Source organism: Rhizorhabdus argentea, from assembly GCF_037861105.1.
GTDB lineage: Bacteria > Pseudomonadota > Alphaproteobacteria > Sphingomonadales > Sphingomonadaceae > Rhizorhabdus > Rhizorhabdus argentea.
Map to the genome: position 1 here is coordinate 1 of NZ_JBANFK010000016.1, position 21216 is coordinate 21216.

At 62.4% G+C, this 21216-nt stretch carries 16 protein-coding genes and 1 tRNA gene; 3 read left to right on the forward strand and 14 right to left on the reverse strand.

Going from position 1 to position 21216, the window contains the following annotated elements; translation table 11 throughout:
• Positions 1–366 precede the first annotated feature (366 nt).
• From AAC645_RS14260 to AAC645_RS14295, 8 genes are all read right to left on the reverse strand, one after another.
• Positions 367–1689: an MFS transporter gene (locus tag AAC645_RS14260; protein ID WP_340316947.1), complete on the reverse strand. Its 1323-nt coding sequence runs from the start codon at positions 1687–1689 to the stop codon at positions 367–369.
• Positions 1690–1804: 115 nt separating this feature from the next.
• Complete coding sequence (locus AAC645_RS14265) at positions 1805–4111, reverse strand: TonB-dependent receptor (protein ID WP_340316948.1); 2307 nt, start codon at positions 4109–4111, stop codon at positions 1805–1807.
• Between the two features lie 73 nt (positions 4112–4184).
• Positions 4185–5069: an SDR family oxidoreductase gene (locus AAC645_RS14270; RefSeq protein WP_340316949.1), complete on the reverse strand. Its 885-nt coding sequence runs from the start codon at positions 5067–5069 to the stop codon at positions 4185–4187.
• The gene (locus AAC645_RS14275) at positions 5066–6529 is read right to left on the reverse strand and encodes an acyl-CoA reductase (protein WP_340316950.1); all 1464 of its coding nucleotides are present in this window, start codon (positions 6527–6529) and stop codon (positions 5066–5068) included. The genes AAC645_RS14270 and AAC645_RS14275 overlap by 4 nt, the downstream gene beginning before the upstream one ends.
• Before the next feature lie 2 nt (positions 6530–6531).
• Complete coding sequence (locus AAC645_RS14280; RefSeq protein ID WP_340316951.1) at positions 6532–7977, reverse strand: phenylacetate--CoA ligase family protein; 1446 nt, start codon at positions 7975–7977, stop codon at positions 6532–6534.
• Between the two features lie 335 nt (positions 7978–8312).
• Entirely contained in the window at positions 8313–9248 is a 936-nt protein-coding gene (locus tag AAC645_RS14285; protein WP_340316952.1) for a GlxA family transcriptional regulator, read from the reverse strand.
• Between the two features lie 20 nt (positions 9249–9268).
• The gene (locus tag AAC645_RS14290) at positions 9269–11410 is read right to left on the reverse strand and encodes a molybdopterin-containing oxidoreductase family protein (RefSeq protein ID WP_340316953.1); all 2142 of its coding nucleotides are present in this window, start codon (positions 11408–11410) and stop codon (positions 9269–9271) included.
• Between the two features lie 388 nt (positions 11411–11798).
• Positions 11799–11875, reverse strand: a tRNA-Arg gene (locus AAC645_RS14295).
• 82 nt (positions 11876–11957) lie between these two features.
• Here AAC645_RS14295 and AAC645_RS14300 point away from each other — a divergent pair.
• Both AAC645_RS14300 and AAC645_RS14305 read left to right on the forward strand, forming a co-directional pair.
• Positions 11958–12473, forward strand: a complete 516-nt coding sequence (locus AAC645_RS14300) for a hypothetical protein (RefSeq protein ID WP_340316954.1) — start codon at positions 11958–11960, stop codon at positions 12471–12473.
• A gap of 8 nt (positions 12474–12481) precedes the next feature.
• Positions 12482–14557, forward strand: a complete 2076-nt coding sequence (locus AAC645_RS14305) for a S9 family peptidase (protein WP_340317084.1) — start codon at positions 12482–12484, stop codon at positions 14555–14557.
• 220 nt (positions 14558–14777) lie between these two features.
• On the opposite strand, the gene AAC645_RS14310 is transcribed toward AAC645_RS14305, so the two are convergent.
• From AAC645_RS14310 to AAC645_RS14325, 4 genes are all read right to left on the reverse strand, one after another.
• Entirely contained in the window at positions 14778–15614 is an 837-nt protein-coding gene (locus AAC645_RS14310; RefSeq protein WP_340316955.1) for a TIGR00266 family protein, read from the reverse strand.
• 200 nt (positions 15615–15814) lie between these two features.
• Complete coding sequence (gene ccmB / locus AAC645_RS14315) at positions 15815–16462, reverse strand: heme exporter protein CcmB (protein ID WP_340317086.1); 648 nt, start codon at positions 16460–16462, stop codon at positions 15815–15817.
• Positions 16463–16482: 20 nt separating this feature from the next.
• On the reverse strand, positions 16483–17067 hold the full coding sequence (gene ccmA / locus AAC645_RS14320) for a heme ABC exporter ATP-binding protein CcmA (protein WP_340316956.1): 585 nt from the start codon (positions 17065–17067) through the stop codon (positions 16483–16485).
• Positions 17064–17483, reverse strand: coding sequence for a metallopeptidase family protein (locus tag AAC645_RS14325; RefSeq protein WP_340316958.1), 420 nt, complete (start codon positions 17481–17483; stop codon positions 17064–17066). Before AAC645_RS14325 ends, ccmA begins: the two co-directional genes overlap by 4 nt.
• Before the next feature lie 56 nt (positions 17484–17539).
• Here AAC645_RS14325 and AAC645_RS14330 point away from each other — a divergent pair, with 56 nt between their 5' ends.
• The gene (locus tag AAC645_RS14330) at positions 17540–17833 is read left to right on the forward strand and encodes a 4a-hydroxytetrahydrobiopterin dehydratase (RefSeq protein ID WP_340316960.1); all 294 of its coding nucleotides are present in this window, start codon (positions 17540–17542) and stop codon (positions 17831–17833) included.
• A gap of 68 nt (positions 17834–17901) precedes the next feature.
• On the opposite strand, the gene AAC645_RS14335 is transcribed toward AAC645_RS14330, so the two are convergent.
• Positions 17902–18993, reverse strand: a complete 1092-nt coding sequence (locus AAC645_RS14335; protein ID WP_340316962.1) for a DUF4238 domain-containing protein — start codon at positions 18991–18993, stop codon at positions 17902–17904.
• A 74-nt stretch (positions 18994–19067) separates the two neighbouring features.
• Positions 19068–21092 (reverse strand): ATP-binding protein, encoded by a 2025-nt coding sequence (locus tag AAC645_RS14340; protein ID WP_340316964.1) that lies wholly within the window; start codon positions 21090–21092, stop codon positions 19068–19070.
• Positions 21093–21216 lie beyond the last annotated feature (124 nt).

Here is a 21216-nt window from a genome sequence, read left to right on the forward strand (position 1 = left end):
CATCGGGCCCGAAATCATTCAAGCCGGTCCTCGCCGAAGCCGTCCTCAGCAATTCGGATGCGTTCATGGTTTCTCTCCTCGGCCTTTTTCAGTCTAGGTCGCTTCTCAAGTGACGCCTAGCCTGCTGTTCCTCGCCACCAGGATGGGCAGGTTCGTCGGTTGCAAGCGCGTGATAAAGCGACCGGGCCCGTGCTTTGGTGGACTGGCGAGCTGTTTTGCTGATGGTCGCAAACGCGGTTCCGATGGCAGGCCATCGCCGATCGCGCCCCTTCGCCGGACCGTCGACGTCCATTGGAGATTGCGCGCGCGCCGCAATGCGCCAGCGGGTTTCTATCGCTCTATCCGGCTGGCCCGCCGTGGTTGCCGTCACCGTAGGATTGGATCCGCCGCTCCCGGTGGCGCGAAGTGGCTGATGGAGTCGATGTCATCGTATTCCGCATCTCCTATGTTCGTCCGGTATCGTCCCAATGTCAGCAGCGTTGTTCCACCGAGGAGGAACAAACCCGCTGCGATATAGAGACCCGCATCATATGTGCCGGTGATCTGCTGTGCACTGGCAAAGGCTATCGGGCCTATCGAGCCGGCAACGGCGGCGCACGCATAGATGTAGGAATAGGTGCGGGAGAAATGGGCGGGCTTGAAATAGCGCGACGTGAGGAACGCGAGGAGATCGAGTTCCGCCCCCATCGCCATGCCGATCAGCCCAGCCGCGATCGTCGCGCCGATCCAGCTTGGGTGCATCGTCAGCAGCAAACATCCGGCAGCCGCCGGCACGGCAACAAGCGCCGCCACCGCAGGTGCCCAGACCCGATCCAGCAGGAAACCGATCACCAACCTCGAAATGATCATCGAAGCTCCGATTGCACCTTGAGCCGCGGCCGCCGTCTCGGCAGAGAGTCCGTCATCCGTTAGCGTCGGGATGAAGTTGGTCACGATGGCGGTGATCGCGGTGTAGGTGCAGAAGACTGCCAACAGCAGGGCCCAGAAGCGATAGCAACCAACGATATCCTTCAGCCGTGACGCTGCTTTCCCGACAAGATCGTCTTGCTGCTTGTCCCCTGCCTGTGGCCCGGCTGCCTCGCGAGGCTTGAACAGCACCAGAACCGCCGGAAGCGCGATGAGCGCCGGGAAGCACGCGAGCGCAACGAAGGCAGCACGCCAACCATAGTCGCCAATCACCCGAACCATGATCGATGGGAGGATGAACAGCGCCAGGCCGCTGCCGGAGAGCGTCAGGGCAAGTGCGAAACCGCGATGCCTGTCAAACTCACGTGTAATTGCCCGCGACCAGGTAATGGCACCGGCGGTCGACCCGACTAAAGCGGTCAGCGCAAACGTCACGTAAAAATAGGGCAGCGTTTGCGATAGCGAGACAAGGAGCAGGCCCAGTGCGGTACCCGCCAGTCCGATGATGCCGGCCCATCGCATGCCGATCTTCTCTAGCAGGATCCCGGTCACGATCACGCCGATCGTGCCGAGTATCTGGCTAAAGAGTTGAGCGGCCTGCACAGCGATCCTGCTCCACTCCATGTCGTCGCCTAGTGGTTTGACAAAAGAGCCGATCACGATCGGAGCGATGGTCGTCATGGCGAAGGCTCCGCCGACGAAGGAAGGAATCAGTATCTTCCAGCCGCGCCGGAACTCCTCCCCGCCTGCGGGAGCGGGCTCGACATGCTGCATGGCACCCATATGCGAAACCCTTCAGCGGAGTTGGCAGAACGCGAAGCGGGCCATAGCCCGCGTTGAAGCGGAACCCGCGGCGATGAAACATAGATGACGCAACGCTCCGGTACCGCGCACGAGGCTAGAATTTGAACCCGACAGCCATGCCATATGTGATCGGCTTTCCGTAGGACGCGTCAAAGCCAAAAGCACTTCCAAGCTTGAAGATCGGATGCTTGTCATTGGTCAAATTGTCACCCCACGCACGGATGAAATAGCGCTCGTCCGCCAAGTGCAAGGTCACCGACGCCGTAAGGTTCGACCAGGACGGAAGCGACAAGATCCCTCCAAGCGGCTGAAGGTCGAAACCGCTGTTGTAATAATAGGTTGAGTTCAGAACGACCTTCGAACTGTCCGAAACGGGGATGGTGTAATCGGCGCCAAGCGTGGCGGTGAATTTCGGAGCATAGGTGACATCTGCACCACCGGCATCAACGACGGCTGGTATGCCGGCTCCGGTCGGTCCGGGAACGACAATCTGAGCTCTTTTGAAGTCCTTGTATTTCGCATGCAGATAAGTCGCGGAGGCCCTCAACGAAAAATTCTCGTTTACTGCGGCCTGCAAGTCGACATCCACCCCGTAGTGCCTGGCGCTCGCCGCATTGCCGAGCTGCGCCAGATTCGTGATTGGATTGACGGTCTGAACGAGAATACTCCGGTAGTTATAATAGAAGACGGAGATATTGGCGCGAACCCGTCGGTCGAACAGCTCGCTCTTCACACCCGCCTCATAGGCATCGAGAGTTTCCGGTAGAACCGGACTGGGCTGCCCCGTCGTTGGCGTTCCAGTCACCGTAGGGTTGTACCCGCCGCTCTTGAAGCCGCGATTATAGCTGATATAGCCCAGGATATCCCTGCTGAACTTGTGGTCATAGGAAAGCCGCCAGGTCGGCTTCTTGAACGTCTTGCTCGTATCCGAGCTCCTGCCGGCAATTGCGACTTCCTCACCCGCCTTGTTCACATAATATATCTGGTTCTCCAGACTCTTCTTGTCGCTTGTATAACGAAAGCCGGCGGTGATGCGATCTGCATCGCTCAACGCATAGGTAAGTTGCGCAAAGGCCGCGTAGGATTTGGTCGGCATCTTGGCATAGAAGCGAGTGACCGATGGCGCGACAAAGGGTATTCCGGAAAGGGTCGCCGGGTCATAGGGGTATGATATTCCCGACCCTGCTTCCGTGGGGAGCGTCCGTGGCCGGCTATTGAAATAATAAAGGCCGGTAATCCAGGAGAGCGGCGAATTGCCGGTGGAGAGGAGTTGAAGCTCCTCGGAAACGGAGTGCCCCTTTTCAACCTGCCGGTTGACTGCAAGATGGGCGCTCGTTTCATCGGCATCGACGGTGATGAGGCCATCGGTGTGCTGATAGCTGCTGATCGAGACGAGATCGACTCCGTCGGACAGGCCATATCTGATCTTCGCCAGAGCAACCCTCGACTTGGATCGCACAATTGGCACGAAGTCGAACGACGACTGGTAGTTTCCGGTTGCGTTGATCACACCAGGAGCGAAGGCAATGTGGCGCCCGGGCAAATGATGCCTCAGGTTGGTCGCGTTATTGTCGACTTTGTACTGGAGGTAGGTCGCCTCGACATCCAGCCTGTCCGAAGGCGACCAGAGGATCTTGCCCAACGCCGCGTACTGATTGACATCGCCCTCGGTGTGGCCGCCCACGATGTCCTTGATATAGCCGTTGTCCTTTCGGAATGAACCGGACAGCATGACTCTCAACGTATTCGAGAGCGGAGCCGCAGCAGATCCCTTGATGAGGAGCTCGCCGAACCGGCCGTATCCAATCTCTCCGTTGAATTCGGGGTCGCGCCCTGGATTATGCGTCACCACGCTGATGGCGCCGCCGGTGGCATTACGCCCGAAAAGGGTACCCTGCGGGCCCTTGATCACTTCTATTCGCTCGATCGCCCCGAGATCGAAGATCGCGGCCGCCTTCGAGGAAAGATAGACGCCGTCCAGATACACAGCTACGGGGTTTTCCAAGCCGATGCTCGAGATGTTCGATCCCACGCCTCTGATGAACGGCTGAAACGACGTCACGGTTTGATATGTCACGAGACCGGGCACGACCGTCGCCAGATTGACTGTGCTGCGAACATTGGCCTGGGCCAGTCCCTGCGCGGTGACCGCCGCGATCGCGATGGGAACCTCCTGGAGCTTCTCACTCCTCTTCTGCGCCGTGACGACGATTTCCTCGAGGCCCCCCTGCTCGCTGGAGCTCGCGGAGGATGTGTTCGGCTCAGCGGGCGTCGTGGACGGTGTCTGCGACGAACCGCCGACCTGTGACATCGCTTGCGTGGAGGCAAGCGCGATCAGGCCGCAGCCACACCGCATCAGCCTGAGTAGAATGGCTTTATTGCTCATAACATCCTCCTCCAATTATATGTTTGTATATTCTATTATTATTCTATTATTATTCTTCTATTTTTGGGAACGAATTGTTCCAGTATCCTCAACTCTTCATGCGCGCGAGTCCCTCAAAGCCGACGGTTCTGAGATAGTCGCGTTGGATCCGCTCGATGACCGGGTTCATTTCTCCAACGCCGGAATCCATGCCCACGGTCGTTCGGATCGGCCGCTGCCCCGGGTCGGTCGCGATCAGGCGGGCGACGAGGCTGGCGACGTCCTGGGGGTCCAGGGAGACCTTGTCCCGCTCCAGCATCGGCCACAGCCGCTCGCCAAGCGTCGTTTCGAGCCGGCCAAACTCGCCATATTCCTCGACGATATCGCGGGCTTCCGGCACCAGCTGGTTGTCCATAAGATTGGTGGCGAACGGTCCGGGCTGCACGATCACCGTGTCGATCCCAAGGCCAGAGACCTCGTATCCGAGCGATTCTGCCAGCCCATCAATGGCGAACTTGCTGGCCGTGTATATCCCCAGGCCAGGCCCGACGATGCGTCCCGAAGTGGACGTGATGGTAATGATGAGGCCCGAACCCTTGGCCCGCATGGTCGGCAAAAGCGCCTTGTACATCCGGAACGGGCCGAGGAGGTTGGTCTCGAGGATCGCCCTGAACTGATCGGTCGAAAAGGCCTCGGTCGTGCCCGTCGCCATGATACCTGCGCAGTTGATCAAGACATCTACTTCAGCCGTCTCCTTGAGGATTCCGGACACGCTGCGCGCAACGGAATCATCATCCGCGACGTCCAGCTCGATCGGCGTGATCGCATATTCGCCATCGACTGAGCGAAGATAGGCGGCCTTTTCCTTGTTGCGGCCATCTGGGCTGCGCATGCCTGCAAAGACCCGGTGTCCCTTGCGGGCGAGCGTTTCGGCGATCGCCATGCCCATCCCGCCGCTCGCACCTGTCAACACGACGGTCTTGCAGGCGGTCATGCCATTTCCTCCGCCGGTGCGGCGAACACGTCGTCCAGATAGCTCCTCTCGCGGCTTTCCTCCATGATCCACTTGCACATGCGGCGCAGAGGCTCGATGCCGTCCTGCGGCCCCGTATGCACCGTCAAGGCGGCGCCCCCCAAAGAGACGATGCGCTGCGCACCGTGCAGCGCCAGGCGATCGCGCAGATCCCGCTTCAGCTCCTCTGGAAAGATGCCGATCGTCTGCGTGTAAGCCGTGACCGCGCGCACCGGTATTTCGATATCGTCGATCGGCACGATGTTGGCCACCCGGTTGGCCAGCAAGCGGGCGAAATCCACCGGCTCGTCGATCTGCGATACCACGACCGCGCCTTCCGGGCCGCCGCCATAAATCTTGTGCCATTCGCTGGTGATGCGAAGCGCCTTCAACTCCCCGTCGAGCTTCGGATCGATGCGAACCGCCGGCCCGCTCAGATGCTGCGGCAAGGCCTTGATTTCTTCCATGACCATCGCCCCGAAGCGGTTCGCCTTCTCGAGGCCGGCTGCATCGGTGCCGCATTGGGCATAGATGACTCGCGCGTTGACGCACGCTTCCTGATTGAAGGCGCCAACATCCAGTGCCGTCAGCTCTGCGACGGAGCGCATCGTCGCATCATCCACGAACGCCTCGCGGCCGATGATCGTCGACGACAATTTGGGATCCAGCGTGATGAGATCGATGCCGGGCTGCAGATATTTCGAGATATGACGGATGGACGCGAGGCCACCCCAGGCAATGATCTTCTCGACGTTGGCGGGACGATAGAGCCTCTCTTCCACCGCCTCGTCGCCACCCTTCCAATAGGCAACGCTGACGTGGCGCGTGATCGGATGATCGGGTGCCATCTCGACCATCGTCCGGGCGATCGCCATCGCTGTGAGAGGATCATTGGAGGGCGTCTTGATGATAGCGTCGCTGCGCGTGACTGCATTTCGGATGATCGTGATCGCCGAGATTTCCGGCACGTTCCCGGCAATGATGTGGACGCCGCGCGCGCCGAACGCCCGGATCGACGCTCGACCTGCATTGCCGAGCATGTGATCGACCCACCCCTCCAGATGAGCGATCCCGATCGTCTTGTCCGCCGCCTGGCTCACGAGCTCACGATTGAAGAGATTGTGGATCGTCCTGAAGCTATGCCGCAGGATCGGCTCTGAAAGGCCCGACGTCCTGATCGACAGATCAAGCGCCCGCTGCATGTGGCCGTTTTCCTCGATGTTCAGTCTGCTGCCAAGCGCCTCGAGGTAATCGAGTATCTGGCTGAAATCGATCTTGTACAGGTCCGCCATGGCCGAAGGGCGTGTGAGTACGAGATCGCTCAGATATTTGCTCACCGATGGCGTGGTGAACGATGCCGCGCCACCGCGGCCACCGAACTCGACATCGTAATCTTCGATGACCTTGCCGCGAATGATCAACGGTACCTGGAACTCGGCCATTTTCAATTCTCCGCCGAAGCGAGCAGGTAGGCGAGGGCGTTCTCATGGGCCTCGGGCGCGCCTGCGCAATTGATCTTGTCGTCGCCCCCTTCTTCTTCGGTGTACCGGCTGATGCTATCCTTCAGCAGCGTCGGCGTGGTGCGGCCACAGGCGCAGGCATCGTAGGAAAGCGTCACCTTGTCGCCGCTCAGGAAGCCGCCCCAATAGGTCGTTGCGCCCAGGTCGAACACGCCGAGCCGGCCCGTCTGCGTCCCGTGCCGCGGATAGGGATGACCGGTCACGGGATCGAGCAGGAACGGGATATGAAATGGATAGAGGTGGTAATGACCATGTTCGCACGACCGTGTCGCCGCGATGCATTCGGTCATGCCGTAGCCCATGCGGAGGTCTTCGACGCCAAGGAATTCGGTGATGGCCGCTTCCCAGTTTTCAGGTGGCGTAGCGCCTTTCCATCCCCCGCCGAACATGATGTTGCTGTGTGGAGAAAAGACCCGCGAGAGCCCGTTGCTCGTCGCTGCCTTGGCGATGTTGTACAACTGCCCCACCATCGACAGCATGGCGACGGACCGTCCGGCATGCGACTTCGCGACGCCCGCGATGAAATCGGCCATGCGGTTAGGCGCTTCGGTCATGCTGCGGATCAGCTCGTCGCGACGGGCGAGGAGTGTAGGTGACAGGCGCACTTCACCCCGTTCGCCCTTTTGCGATCCGACCTGTAGCCGGCCGCCGAGCGAGACGGCATCGGCGCTCATCCGGTTTTCGTTGAGCGCGATCAACATGGTGCGGTCGCCACTGAACACCGACTCGACGATCCGATTCAGCATGCGCTGCTGCGCCATCGCCGCGGTCCGGTAGCCCGGATAGATGATGGGCACCTCGTCGAGTTTCGGAGCGTCGGCTCCAAGCACGGCGAACGCGTCTTCGTGAAGCAGACGCCAACCCTGGACCATGAGATCCGTCTCTTTCGTGCTGCGCGGCAGGAAAGAGAGCTTGCCGGAGGTTCCGGACGAGTGGACGATCCTGATTGGCGTTTCAGCGTCGAGCAGATCGATCCAGTCGTCGATCGTTTCGATCCCGTTCAGATCAAGCTGAGACAAATCGACTGTGGTCAGGCCGCCGAGCCATTTCGTCAGCCGATCGAACTGGGCTTTTTCCACGAAACTGACAGGATAGGATTTATAAACCGAATGCTGGAAGAGAAGCTTGGCCGCATCATTGACTTCGAAGATTTCCGTCACGCCTTGCTCGTCTGCCAGCCTGTCAAGCATCGGCAGTTGCGGTCTCAGCTCGGCGAACCTCGATCTGATCCCATCGATCGCAATGTGTTCTAGCTCCGCCTGCGGGATAGAATGTAAATCTTCAAGCGACTTATAGTGCAGTGTTTCCCAGCGATCCGTTGGATTTACTTCCAATCCCCACTGCGAAGCCTGCTGCATATTATCTGCCATCTAGTCTCTCCTAGCGCGACATTCTTATTTTCAGCAATTGTGCGTTCGAAGATAGGATCGGTCAACTAGGCAAAAAATCCAGTCCTAATTCGAATGGTTGCGGCGGCGATCCGATGGATATGCTGGAATGGGCATCATAGTGGAGGGGCTCAATGCCCAAGTCATGGAGGAGTGGTTCACAGCGGCTCGGCCGCCGGATTCATGATGTTCGACTCGGCCGGCAATGTGCGCCTTCAAGACACCATAGTTCCTCTTCCCTCGCTCAATAGCTTCGGGACTGCGCGCATGTGACGCCTGGCTGATGCGGGACGACCTGCTCGAACGCCCGCCACTTGTCAGTGACGGCGTGCGTTCACTACTTCCTGCATTCGCTGAGGAGGAACCGCAAAGGCTCGTATGAAGGCCCGTCGCATCCGCCCGACATTCGTGAAGCCGACTTGTCGAGCGACCGCGGCGAGCGAAACACCCGGCGTTCCAACCAATGCAAGGGCTTCTTCCAGGCGGATGCGTTCGATCGCCTTGGCTGGCGTCTGGCCGAGTGCGGCCGTGAAGGCCGGAATGAAGTTACGCGGAAGCATGTCCATCTGACTTGCCAGCTCCTCGACCGATAATGGGTTTCTCAAATTGGCTCGTGCCCAGTTGAGCAAGGACTTGAATCGATCGGCGTCGTCCGCATCTCTCGCCGCACCGATGGCCGGTCTCTGGAAGCTCAGAAGTTCTCGCGCGGCGCGTACGGCGAAGTCGTGGCCGAGGTCTTCGTCAACAATCAGCCGCGCGATTTCCATGCCGCCGGCGACGGTGCTGGTCGTCCAGAACCTTTCATCCCGCACGACAAATTCGTCGCTTTCCACGTCGATTGACGGATACAGTTCCGCGAGCTGCTTGTTCAAAGACCAATGGGTCGTCACCCTGTGCCGGTCGAGCAACCCCGATGCGGCGAGCACCATCGTGCCGCTGGAAACCGCGGTGATATGCCGGCACTTCGTCCCATGCGATCTTATGAACTCGGCGGTCTCGCGACAACGCACCGCATCATCATATCCATAACCTCCGCTGATAAAAAGGACGTCGCTTTGTTCGGCCGCCCTGAAGGAAATCGAGCCGATGTGGATCCCAGCGGAGGATCTGATGAGCCCCCCGCGCGCGGACAGGACCACCGCCTTGTAGACAGGGGCGCTATAGCCGCTCACAGCCTCAAAGATCGACATAGGCCCCGCAACTTGCTGGAGCTGGAACCCATCATAGACGACGAACCCGACGGTGAATTTCAATAGCCCAACCTCATCAGCGCCTATGCCGGTTCATAAAGCTGCACCTGCACGGGCACCGAACTCTGCCGCGGCATGAAGTTTATCGTCTCCAGGTCTTCGTTCAGCGACACCATGCGACCGGAGAAGGCGTCAGGGTCCTGCTCACCTGGCAGGTCCGGATTGCCCCAGCCATGGCACATCGAGACGACCCCGGGCTGAAGCCCCGAATCCCTGCGGACGCGGCCGATGACGACATCGCCGGTCCGTGACGTCAGCTTGACGGCGCCCGCGTGCTTCACACCAAGGCGCGCCATGTCCTCTTCGTTCATGAAGATCGGATTGGTCGGATAGCGGCGACGCGTCTGCCCTGCTTGGGTATAGGCGCTGTTCATCACCTCAATCAGCCGGCGCGGTATCAGACGATAAGGGAAGCCTGCGACCTCGTCTTCCGTCCGGCGCACGGCGGCGATTTCCGCTTCTACATCGGGTGGACACAGATCGAGCCTGGCGCCGTCATCCGCCTCTGCCGGTTCGACGATGGGCTCGGCGTCCTTGAAGTGAATACCGCCGGGATTGGCCTTGAGCTCATCGTAGCTGCTGCGGCCGCCGTCGGCCAGCCAGCGGATCATGTCTTCCGCACAGGTCGCGTCGGTAATCGCCATCTCGGGCCCCGGAATATCGCGGTGGGCAGCGCCGAACATCGGCCGGCGCATGTGCAGCGTCTTGCCCATCCTGTGCGCCAGGCCCCGGAAGAACTCCCAGTCGTCGATCACGCCCTGGGGACGTTGCAGGAACGGTTCTGCGATCTGCGCGAAGGTGGTCGGGAACATGTATTCGAGAGCAAGGTTGAAATCATGATGCTCGTAATGGCCGCTGGTGCCGATCTGATAATCGGAGAGGCGGCCCGTCACCGTTTCACGCACGTCAACCGAGACCAGCAAGTCAAGATTGCGCAGCATCGGTATCGAGCGGTCGGGTTCCGGCAGCGCTTTGACCGGATTGCCGCCGATCGAAATGAGCGCGCGAATTTTCCCGTCTGCATTGCCGACAATCTCCGACGGCAGCTTCGATGTCGGATACTCGCCGCCGATCGGTCCGATCTCGACGGTGCGCAGCTTGGGACCAGAATCCCAACTGCGGTGCGGTGGCAGCACTGTTTCCCGAGTGGCCACATTGCCATAATAGCCGGCATTGCGAATCCGGTCTCCGGCGGTGCGGTAGCCGCCGCATACCGCGTTGAACGCCTCGATCAGATGTTCCGCGAGATTCGAGTTGAGAGCCATGTTCGGACCGGTTCCGCTGAGCGTCGACTTGCGTCGTGCGCTCGCGAACATCCGCGCGGCCTGGTGGAGCGTTTCGACGTCGATGCCGGTACGTTCGGAGACATGATCGGGCGTGAACGGCTCGACGGCGGAGCGCAGCCGATCGAGCGAGGTCGTGAAGCGCGTGCAGAATGCGTCGTCCGCCAGGCGCTCGTCGAGCACGATGCGGATCAGGCCGGCGAACAGCGCGGCGTCTTGCCCCGGACGCACCGGGAGATGCAGATCGGCCGACTGGGCGAGCTCGGTCCTGCGGGGATCGACCACGATGAACCTGGTGCCGGCTTGCCGCGCCGCACGCACCTGCTTGATCGGATTGGCGGAAGGCAGGCCAAAGCAGGCATGCGATGCCGCCGGATTCGAGCCGACGATCATCAGCACGTCGGCATCGGGAAGCTTGTGCTTGCCCGTCAGGAACATGCCCATGCGGCCGGCCGTAACCCACTTGGCCGACTGGTCCACGGTCATGCTGGAAAATATATAGGGCGACCCGATCGCGTCCATCCACGCCTTCGCCGCCGGCACGCTCAGCACATTGCAGTTCGCTCCGGTGCCGTAATAGAGCGCAACGGACTCGGCGCCATGCTCGGCTATGATCTTGCTCAGCCTCTCGTGGATCTCGTCCATGGCAGTTTCAGCATCGATGGCATCGAATGTCCCGCCGGCATTCCGACGCAGGCTGCTGAACAGCCGATCCTCGCCATTATGAAAGTCCCGGGTGGCCATGCCCTTGATGCAGAAATAGCCGCCGGAAACCGGATGGCTCCGGTCGCCCCGGATGTCCAGGATCCGGCCGGCTTCCTCAGTGATCTCGAGGCCGCACGCTGCAGCGCAATTGCGGCAATAGGTAACATGCTTGGGCATTCAGCATATCCTGCTTAAGTGAAACGGCTCGCCTTCCCCCCAAGTCGAGGTTTATTATATCCTACTGGGGATGGCCTTTGAAGAGCTGAGTGTTGATTTCCGCGAAGGGGTCGGCCCCGGATTTTTAATCGAGAAGTGACCCGGTTTTGACCGGGCGACGTTGATATCCTTCGTGAACAGCAAACGCCTATCTCGCGCATCCCAAGTCCATCCTGGAGGTCGAGTGGTATCCGAAAGCGGGCAACATAGACGGCTCCGCGCCGGCTCAGATGCACAGGGCGAGGGCTGCTCATTCCAGCGTCCCCGTCACATAGAGCTGGAACAGTGTTCCGTTCGACGCCGAAGCGGTAAGCTCTAAGGGAGGGGAAAATCCCGAGAAGGGAAAAAATGGCGCGCCCGGAACGATTCGAACGTCCGACCCTCAGATTCGTAGTCTGATGCTCTATCCAGCTGAGCTACGGGCGCGTTGTGTCGGGGTTCCTAGTCGGCAGTCGCGGCTGGCGCAACCCCGTTGCGCAGTTTTTCTCGGGGGCCTAGACCTCGCGCCATGATGACCCGCCGTTCCGCCGCGCCGCTGGCGCTGCCTGCCCTCGCTGCCCTCGCCATCCTTGCCGGCTGCGCCGATACAAGAAGCGGTTATCCGTCGCTGGCACCTCGTCCGATCGAACGGGCGATGATGCAGGCGGAGGCGGCGGCGCCGTTGCCGCCGGCCGCGCCGCCGCCGCTGGCGCCTTCGGCCGACATCGCCGAGATCCTGGCCAGCGCCACCGCGGCCGACACCGCGTTCAAGGCGGCGCTGGAGAAGGCGCGGCCGCAGATCGAGGCCGGGCGCGGCGCGGGGGAGGGCAGCGAGGCGTGGGTGGTCGCGCAGCAGGCCTATAGCGATGTCGAGGTTGCGCGGGCCCCCATAGGCGACGCGCTGGCCGAACTCGATCGCCGGCGCCAGGCTGCCGTCGCTGCCGGCAGGGGCGGGGAGGAGGCGGCCGCCGCCGAGGCGACGTTGCAGGTGCAGGCGCTCGACGAGGCCGAGCGGGCGCTGCTCGCGGGGCTGGTGGCGGCGTGAACGCGCCCATGCCCGGCCGTGCGCGGCCGCCCGTCGCTGCCCCCGTCGCCGAACGCCGCCCGTACAGCTACAGCCGCCACGGCACGACCATCGAAGACCCCTGGTTCTGGCTCAAGGACCAGAAATATCCGGTGATCGAGGATGCCGACGTGCTCGCCTATCTGCGCGCCGAGAACAGCTATTTCGAAGCGGCCATGGCGCCGCACGCCGCGCTGGTCGAGACGCTGTTCGCCGAGATGAAGGGTCGTCTGAAGGAGGATGATGCCAGCGTCCCGCAGAAGGACGGCGACTGGCTCTACTGGTGGGCGTTCAAGCCGGGCGGCCAATATCGCATCTGGTATCGCAAGCCCGCCAAGAGCGATGGCGCCGGCGGGGCGGCGAGCATCCTGCTCGACGAGCCTGCCGAAGCCGCCGCGGTCGACTATTTCCGGCTGCAGGTGCTGAGCGTCAGCCCGGATGGGCGGCTCGCCGCCTGGTCGGCCGATACTAGCGGCGCCGAGCGCTTCGTGCTGAAGATCCGCGATCTCGCGACCGGTGCCGATATCGAGACGGTCAGCAGCGTCACCAACGGCGCGGTCGCCTGGGGCGCGGATTCGAGGAGCCTCGTCTATACCGAGGTCAACGACAACTGGCGCACCTATCGCGCGCGGCTGCACATCCTCGGCAGCGATCCGGCGGAAGACCGCACGCTCTACGAGGAGACCGAGGAGCTCGGCTTCAACGTCGGCGTCGGCAAGACCCATGACGAGCGCTGGATCCTGATCGCGACCGGCGACAACCAGACCAGCGAGGTCCGCCTCGTGCCTGCCGACGATCCGGGCGCCGAACCGGTCATGGTCAGCCCGCGCCGCACCAAGCGCGAATATTCGGTCGACAGCGCCCACGGCTCCCTCTGGATCCACACCAACGACGATCATGTAAACTTCCGCGTCGCCCGCGCCGATCCCGCCGATCCCGGCAGCTGGGAGACGGTGATCGCCGGCTCCGACAGCGTCTATATCCGCGGTCTCACCAGCTTCGCCCGGCATCTGGTGCTCACCGAGCGGGTCGAGGGCCTCGATCAGATCCGGCTGCGCGGCTATGACGGCAGCGAGCATCGCATCGCCTTTCCGGAGGCGAGCTACACCGCCGGCCTCGGCAGCAATCCCGAGTTCGACCCGGCCGCCTATCGGCTCAGCTATGCGTCGATGGTCACGCCGCAGACGGTGTTCGACTATGATCCGGCGGCGCGGGCGCTCACCACGCTCAAGGTGCAGGAGATACCGTCGGGCTATGATCCGTCGCTCTACGCGACCGAGCGGCTCATGGTGCCGGCGCGCGACGGCAAGACGATCCCGGTGTCGGTGCTGTACCGCAAGGGCTTTCCGCGCGACGGATCGGGCAAGCTGTTGCTCTATGCCTATGGCGCTTATGGCCATGCGATCCCGCCGGGCTTCTCGACGGTGCGGCTGTCGCTGGTCGATCGCGGCTGGGCCTATGCGATCGCCCATATCCGCGGCGGCGACGATCTCGGCTATGACTGGTATCTGCAGGGCAAGGCCGAGCAGCGCTGGAACACCTTCCACGACTTCACCGACGCGGCCAAGGGCCTCATCGCGGCCGGGCTCACCCGCGCCGGCAACATCGCGATCAACGGCGGATCGGCGGGCGGCGAACTGATGGGCGTGGTCGCCAATACCGATCCGGAGCTGTGGGGCGCGGTGGTGGCGGACGTGCCGTTCGTCGACGTGCTCAACACGATGCAGGACGAGAGCCTGCCGCTGACGCCCGGCGAATGGCCCGAATGGGGCAACCCGATCACCGACAAGGCGGCGTTCGAGCTGATCCGCAGCTACAGCCCCTATGACAATGTCGAGGCGAAAGCCTATCCGCCGATGCTGATCACCGGAGGCCTCAACGATCCGCGCGTCACCTATTGGGAGCCGGCCAAATGGGCGGCGAAGCTGCGCGCGACGAAGACCGACGACAATCTGCTGCTGCTCAAGATCAACATGGGCGCGGGCCATGGCGGCAAATCAGGCCGCTATGACTCGCTGAAGGAGGACGCCGAGGCCTATGCCTTCGTGCTGACGCAGATCCCTTGATCTTCCTCCCCGTCATTCCGGACTTGATCCGGGATCCCGCTGTCTTTTCAGCGGAGGAGGGTGAAGCGGGATCCCGGATCCAGTCCGGGATGACGGGAGGGTGAGGCGGGCGAACGGCCCACCCCCTCCTGAACGTCATTCCAGCGAAAGCTGGAATCTCCCTTTTCTTCGTCGCAAGAAGGTAGTGAGATCCCAGCTTCCGCTGGGATGACGGGCAGGGCTACTCATTCCCCCCGATGAAATCCCCCAGCCCACCCAGCACCGATCCCTCGCCGCGATTCTGGCCGCCCCGGCTCCCCGCCGCTGCCAGCATCCGCCCTGCCAGCCGCGAGAAGGGCAGCGACTGGATCCACACCTTGCCCGGCCCGCGCAGCCGCGCGAAGAACAGGCCTTCGCCGCCGAACAGCACGCTCCGCACCCCGCCCGCGGTGATCAGGTCGAAGTCGACGCTCGGCGTATAGGCGGCCAGGCAACCGGTATCGACGTGCAGCTCCTCGCCGGGCCCAAGCTCGCGCTCGACCACGGTACCGCCCATCTGCACGAACACCCAGCCATCGCCTTCGAGCTTCTGCATCACGAAGCCCTCGCCGCCGAACAGCCCGGTCATCACCTTGCGCTGGAACTGGACGCCGATCGACACGCCCTTGGCCGCGGCGAGGAAGCTGTCCTTCTGGCAGATCAGCCGCCCGCCGAGATCATCGAGCCGCAGCGGCAGGATCGCGCCCGGCGTCGGCGATGCGAAGGCGACCCGCGCCTTGCCCTGGCCGTTGTGGGTGAAGACGGTGGTGAACAGGCTCTCGCCGGTGATCAGCCGCTTGCCCGCGCCGAGCAGCTTGCCCATGAAGCCGCCATCCGCGCCGCCGCTGCCGTCGCCGAACACCGTGGTCATGCCGACTGCGGCATCCTTCCACACCAGCGCCCCCGCCTCGGCCACCGCGCTCTCGCCCGGGTCGAGCTCGATCTCCAGGAACTGCAGCTCCTGCCCCTTGATCTCGAAGTCGATGTCGTCGGCGACACCGGCGCGGCGATGGTGGCTCCAGGGACTATGGTCGGGCATTGCTGGTCTCCGCAGAAAGATCGGGCGATTCTAGAAAGCCAATGCGACACCCGCAATCAGGCTTCGGGCTCCCCTTCTCGTCATCCCGGACGTGATCCGGGATCCCGCTTTTCTTGGCAGCGGAGGAGGGGGAAGCGGGATCCCCGATCAAGTCCGGGATGACGATGCATTCCAAGTTCCTCCCCGTGCCGCAGCGACGCTCACTCCCGCCCCGCCCTTAGCGCAGCCCCCGCCGCGAACGGCGCCAGCGCCGTCAGCAGCAGCGCCGTCGCCGCCAGCAGCTTGATCGCGCCATTGCCCTCGTCCCCCAGCGCGCCCGCGCCGAAGATCAGCAGCGGCACCGCCAGCGGCAGCATCACCAGCCCCGCCAGCGCGCCAGCACCCCGCAGCCCCAGCGTCAGCGCGCTCGTCATCACCCCCAGCGCCGCCAGCGCCGGCGTCCCGATCGCCAGCCCGATCTCGAGATGCAGCAGCGTCGCGCCATCGAGCTTCAGCAGCGCGGCGGCGGGCAGCGTCGCGATCATCAGCGGCGGCCCGAAGCCCAGCCAGTGCGCGACGATCTTGGCCGCGGCCACGCCTTCGTCGGACAGCCCGCGCACCGCATATTGATCGAGCACCCCGCTCTCCGCATCGGGCGCGACCAGCCGGTCGACCGGCAGCAGCGCCGCGAGCAGCGCCGCCATCCACAGCGCGCCGCCGCCCACCTTGTCGAGCAGCGCGCCATCGGGGCCCACCGCGAACGGGAACAGCGTCGCCACCAGCAGGAAGAAGATCAGCGGCAGCATCGCCCCGCCGCCCTGATAGGCGAGCCGCACGTCGCGCAGCACGATCGCCCCCCACGGATTCATGCCTGCGTTGGCTGCGTTGTTCATGCCTGGCCCCCCAGCGCGATCCCGATCGCGCCCGGCAGGTCGAGCGGCTGGTGCGTCGCCGCGACGACGATGCCGCCGCGCGTGCGGTGGATCGCCATCGCCGCCGCCAGCCGGTCGAGCGAGGCGGCGTCGAGCCCGTTGCCCGGCTCGTCGAGCAGCCACACCGCGGCCCGGCCGGCGATCACCCGCGCCAGCGCCGCGCGCCTGCGCTGCCCGGTCGAGAGCATGTGCACCGGCACCTGCGCCAGGTTGGCGATCCCCATCATGTCGAGCGCACCCTCGACATCGGTGCGGCCGACCCCGTCGAACCGCGCCCAGAAGATCAGCGCCTGCTTGAGCGGCAGCCGCGCGTCGAGCGCCGCCGCCTCGCCGGTGAAGGCGATCCCGCCCGCGCGCTCGACCGTGCCGGCGGAGGGCGCCAGCAGCCCGGCCGCGATCCGCATCAGGCTCGATTTGCCCGCGCCATTGGGGCCGGTCAGCAGCGCCGCCTCGCCCCGGCCGAGCGCGAAGCCCATCGCCTCGAACAGCAGCCGGTCGCCGCGGATGCAGGCGACATCGGTGAAAGCCAGCCGCGCACTCATCGGCTGGGCATATCCCCGCCCGCGCCTTCCTCCAGCGCGTGCATATCCTCGTCGGACAGCCCGAAATGATGGCCGATCTCATGGATCACGACATGCGCGACCAGCGCCTCCAGGCTCACCCCGGTCTCGATCCATTCGTCCAGGATGGCGCGGCGATACAGGTGGATCATGTCGGGCATCGCCCCCGAATGGCCGATCGACTTCGATCCCACCGGCAGGCCGCTATAGAGTCCGGTCAGCTCGAACGGGTTCTCGATCCCCATCTCGTCCAGCGTCGCGTCATCGGCGAACTCCTCGATGCGCAGCACGACATCGCCCAGATGCGCGGCGAACGGTGCGGGCAGCCTGGCGATGGCCGCGCGCGCGATCGCCTCGATCCGCTCCGCCCCCGGCGCCATGGTTTGACCTTCGCTCATTCCTTCGCGACATAGAGGGCAGTTCGCGTTCACGCCAGCAGCGAGAGGATGCCGCCATGCCGATCGAACCGCTCAGCGAAGAGGAGCGCGCCGACGCGCTCGATGCGCTGCCCGACTGGGACTATGACGAAGCCCGCGACGCGATCAGCCGCAGCTTCACCTTCCCCGATTTCTCCGCCGCCTTCGCCTTCATGACGCGCGTCGCGCTGCTGGCGGAGAAGCATGATCATCATCCGGAATGGACGAATGTGTGGAACCGGGTGGACGTGCTGCTGACCACGCATGATGCGGGCGGGCTTTCGGCGCGTGATGTGGCGATGGCGGAGGCGATCGAGGGGATATTGGAGTAGCGGGGGCGTGAGCGGGCAGGGCGGGAGCGTGGGGATGGGTGATGCTCGTGATGTATTTCGACGTTGAATCAGCTGGCGGCGCGTCGCGTGGGGATTTTACGAAAATCGTCTGCGCCAGGCGGTAGGGTTGCGCGGCGCGAGTAGCCGACGCCACTCCCGTTGAACCAAGCATGGCCGTCTGGACGGAAACGGATCAGGCGCGGCCAACCAGTAGGGACGGGATCGATGGCTTCCTGATGGATCATGGAGCTTTCGTGAAGGCGCGCCTCGGCGGCGTCAACCGCGCGGAAGATGCGAGCATCGCCTTCCATACGGTCGAACACCGCATGATTGAAGCGGAAGCGCACGGGAGGCCTGCGTGCTGCTAGGCGGTCATAGGCGGGGCTCATCGCCGCATGAGCGTCCCAGTCGCGAAAATAGACGTTGGCAAAAGCGCGAAGATACTGATGCTCGTTGAAGGCCGCGACATCCGCGATCGACGCGGTCGCCCAGCCCGCAGTTTGCTCTATCGAGTAGATTGCGCCATCATAGAAGAGGCAGAGAAGTTCCGGCGTTAGCGGCAAGAATAGGAGGGCGCCAGCCGAGCCAAGTCCTGCGGCCATATTGCGAGTACGGACATCCTGCTGATGCCAGCGATTAGCTGCGACAGCGGGATCGTCGGAGGTGATGAAGGGAAGGCCAGTTAAGTTGCGGATGAGGCAAGGTTTGAGGTCCGATATAATGTCGCGCAGCGCCGGAACCAACCCCATCGACATCTCTACCGCTTGTCGAATGTTGAGGCGCCATTCGTCGCCAGTCATGCCCATATCGCCGTTGAGTTCGTCGGCGGCCTGAACGGCTCGCTTCGAGGCCGCCTCGGTACGCATATATTGGACGCACCAGAAATCGAGCAACTGGCTGCGGTGCTCCAAGGTCAGTTGATAGCCAGGTCGGGCGATGTCGGCCAGCATCGGCGTGTAACCAACTTCGATGCACTGGAGCACGCGTTCGAGCCGTAGGTCGTCACCATAGAAGTAGTCGCGCGAGCATTGCCCCTTGAGAGGCGCCGCGGAAATAGCGCGGCGGCGGTCGAGATTGAAGAGGTGGATTACGGCGCGGTCACGGGTGAAGCCGCGCAGATAGCAGCGCGGCACGAAATGTTGATTCTTGTTGGATGCCATGAGGAAGATGCCCCGTTCTCCGCGCGAAACCAGAATAGGCTTTCCGAGGAATTAATCGCGTATCCGACACTCGCTTAGCCCTCCGCGCCGTCGTTCTGGAGCGGCATGTTCGGCGCTGGTGCAGCCTGAACTTCGCGGTTTTGCGTAGCGAAGTGAACCATTAGGGGGCGCCGCGACCGCGACGCTTTGCCGACTAGTATGCCGTGTCGAGGCCTAAGATTTGGCAACGCGCGGACGTGAAAAGGACCCATATAGTTCTTGAGGAAGTCGAAGCCGGTCTCATCGAACGCCTGGAAGGAAACGATCGTGTTGCACTGATTCAGGACGCTTTTCGTGACATTGGCAGTTCGTTGCGAAACGATCAGGAATCCGAGGCCGAATTTGCGAGCTTGGAGGACGACTTGAGCAGTCCGATTGACGACTTTCTGCAAATCCTGTTGTGGGTTGAACCCCCATTCAGGGATGAGGAGATGGGCCTCCTCCAACACGACGAGAATGCGCGGCACCGGATGGATGATATGCTCTGGCAGCCGCGTCTTCTTGCACCAATTGATGCAGGCTGCTGCTACCTCGAAGGTTGTCTCGATCGGAGTCTTCGCGCAGGTGGCGGTCTCGAGAATTGCGATCCAATGGTCGGGCGAAGCAAGGAAGGCGTTGAGCTCCGCGGGGGTTGTTAGCATCACGGCGGAGGCAAGATAGCGTTGATAGTCGCCAGTCGGATCGAGGCAAACAGCTTTGATTCCTTTGACTCGGCAATCCTCAATGAAGGCATACGTCAGGAAGGACTTGCCGCTGCCTGTAACTCCCAGGATGGCCGAATGGTACAGAACTCCGTCATGTACATCGATCACGACCGGATAGTTCGACTTCGGCACGGTGCCGACCTGCATCTCGGTCGCTGCCAGCGCATAGGGCGCTACTTCTGCCTCATTGTCGACGAGATAAACGGGCGCTCTTTCGCGCGCAACCCAATCGTGCGTCTCGAAGCCGCCCCGCGCCGAGTCCCATCGACCGATCTGTTCCGCCTCGCCCTCCACGAATGCGCGACTGCTTTCGCTGACGGCTTTCTCCTCGTTGATAACGCCATCGAACACTTGGTAGAAAACGGGCTGATTGTGCGTTCCGACGCGAAGCACTGAGCCTGCCGCGATGTCCGGCGACCCGAGCAGCTCGAATTTTACCTGGGCAATATTCGTCCCCTTGGCGACGGTTCCAATCACCTTCGATAGCCGTTGCCGCTCGGCTTCGTCGATCGGCGGCGTGAAGGCGGCCTGCTCGTCCTGGCTGAGCGATACCATGAGGGAATGCTCGTTGAGTTGGGAGTCTGCGATTGCGCAATGGACCAGCGCCACGACAATACGCGTCTCGTTGGCAGACGATCTCTCACCGATGACGATCCCTAGGCAGTGACAGGGACCGGCGCCGGATTGGGTAAATCCGACAAGATCGTGCAGCTTAGGTTTGCGGTCGCCGATCCGGCGACAGAAAACGATCGACGGCGCGAGAAAACTGTGCGGCCTTCCTAGGATGTGGCGGTCGGGATAGGTGCTGGTCCGCCGTGCGATCCGCCCCAATGCAGGCAGGTTCAGGCTTGCTGCGAGCAGGATAGCGCCCCAAGCGACGACGAAGATTTGCGTTTCCACGGTGTCGAACCGGAAATAGCTGACCAGCGCAAGAATGAAGACCAAGGAAAACAGTACATCTGCCCGACCGAGCGAAACCACTAATTGATAGACAAATGATCGCCATACCCGTTCTTCGCGACGCGCCTCAGCGCCGAGATCCCAGGACAGGGCGACAGCGACCACCCCGATCAGAGCGGAACCCCAGCGCAGCGATTCCCACCATGTCGCGAGCGGAGGATCTGCGAGGGTGGAGGTGCCAACAAAGACCGCAACACAATTCAGGAAAACGTCGTTCGGCTTCGTGAATCGATATTCAGTGACGAAGCGACCTAGCAGCAGCGTGAACAGGCCCGCATTGAACCAAATGGCATCGGGCCCTGAGGGCGGCGTGACCGTGCCGGTGTGCAGCCATACGAGCGCCAGCAGAAAAATCATTCCGACGAAGAACGTCGCCAGCGCATAATTCTTGGTCATCTTCATCCCCCGATTACAAAGCGCTTAACATTTAGACAGGGCTGTCGCGAAGATTAAATTAGGGCAAAAACTAGAACATCGGGCTTCCGTTCGGTATCGATTGGTCATAAAGGCAAGCTGCATT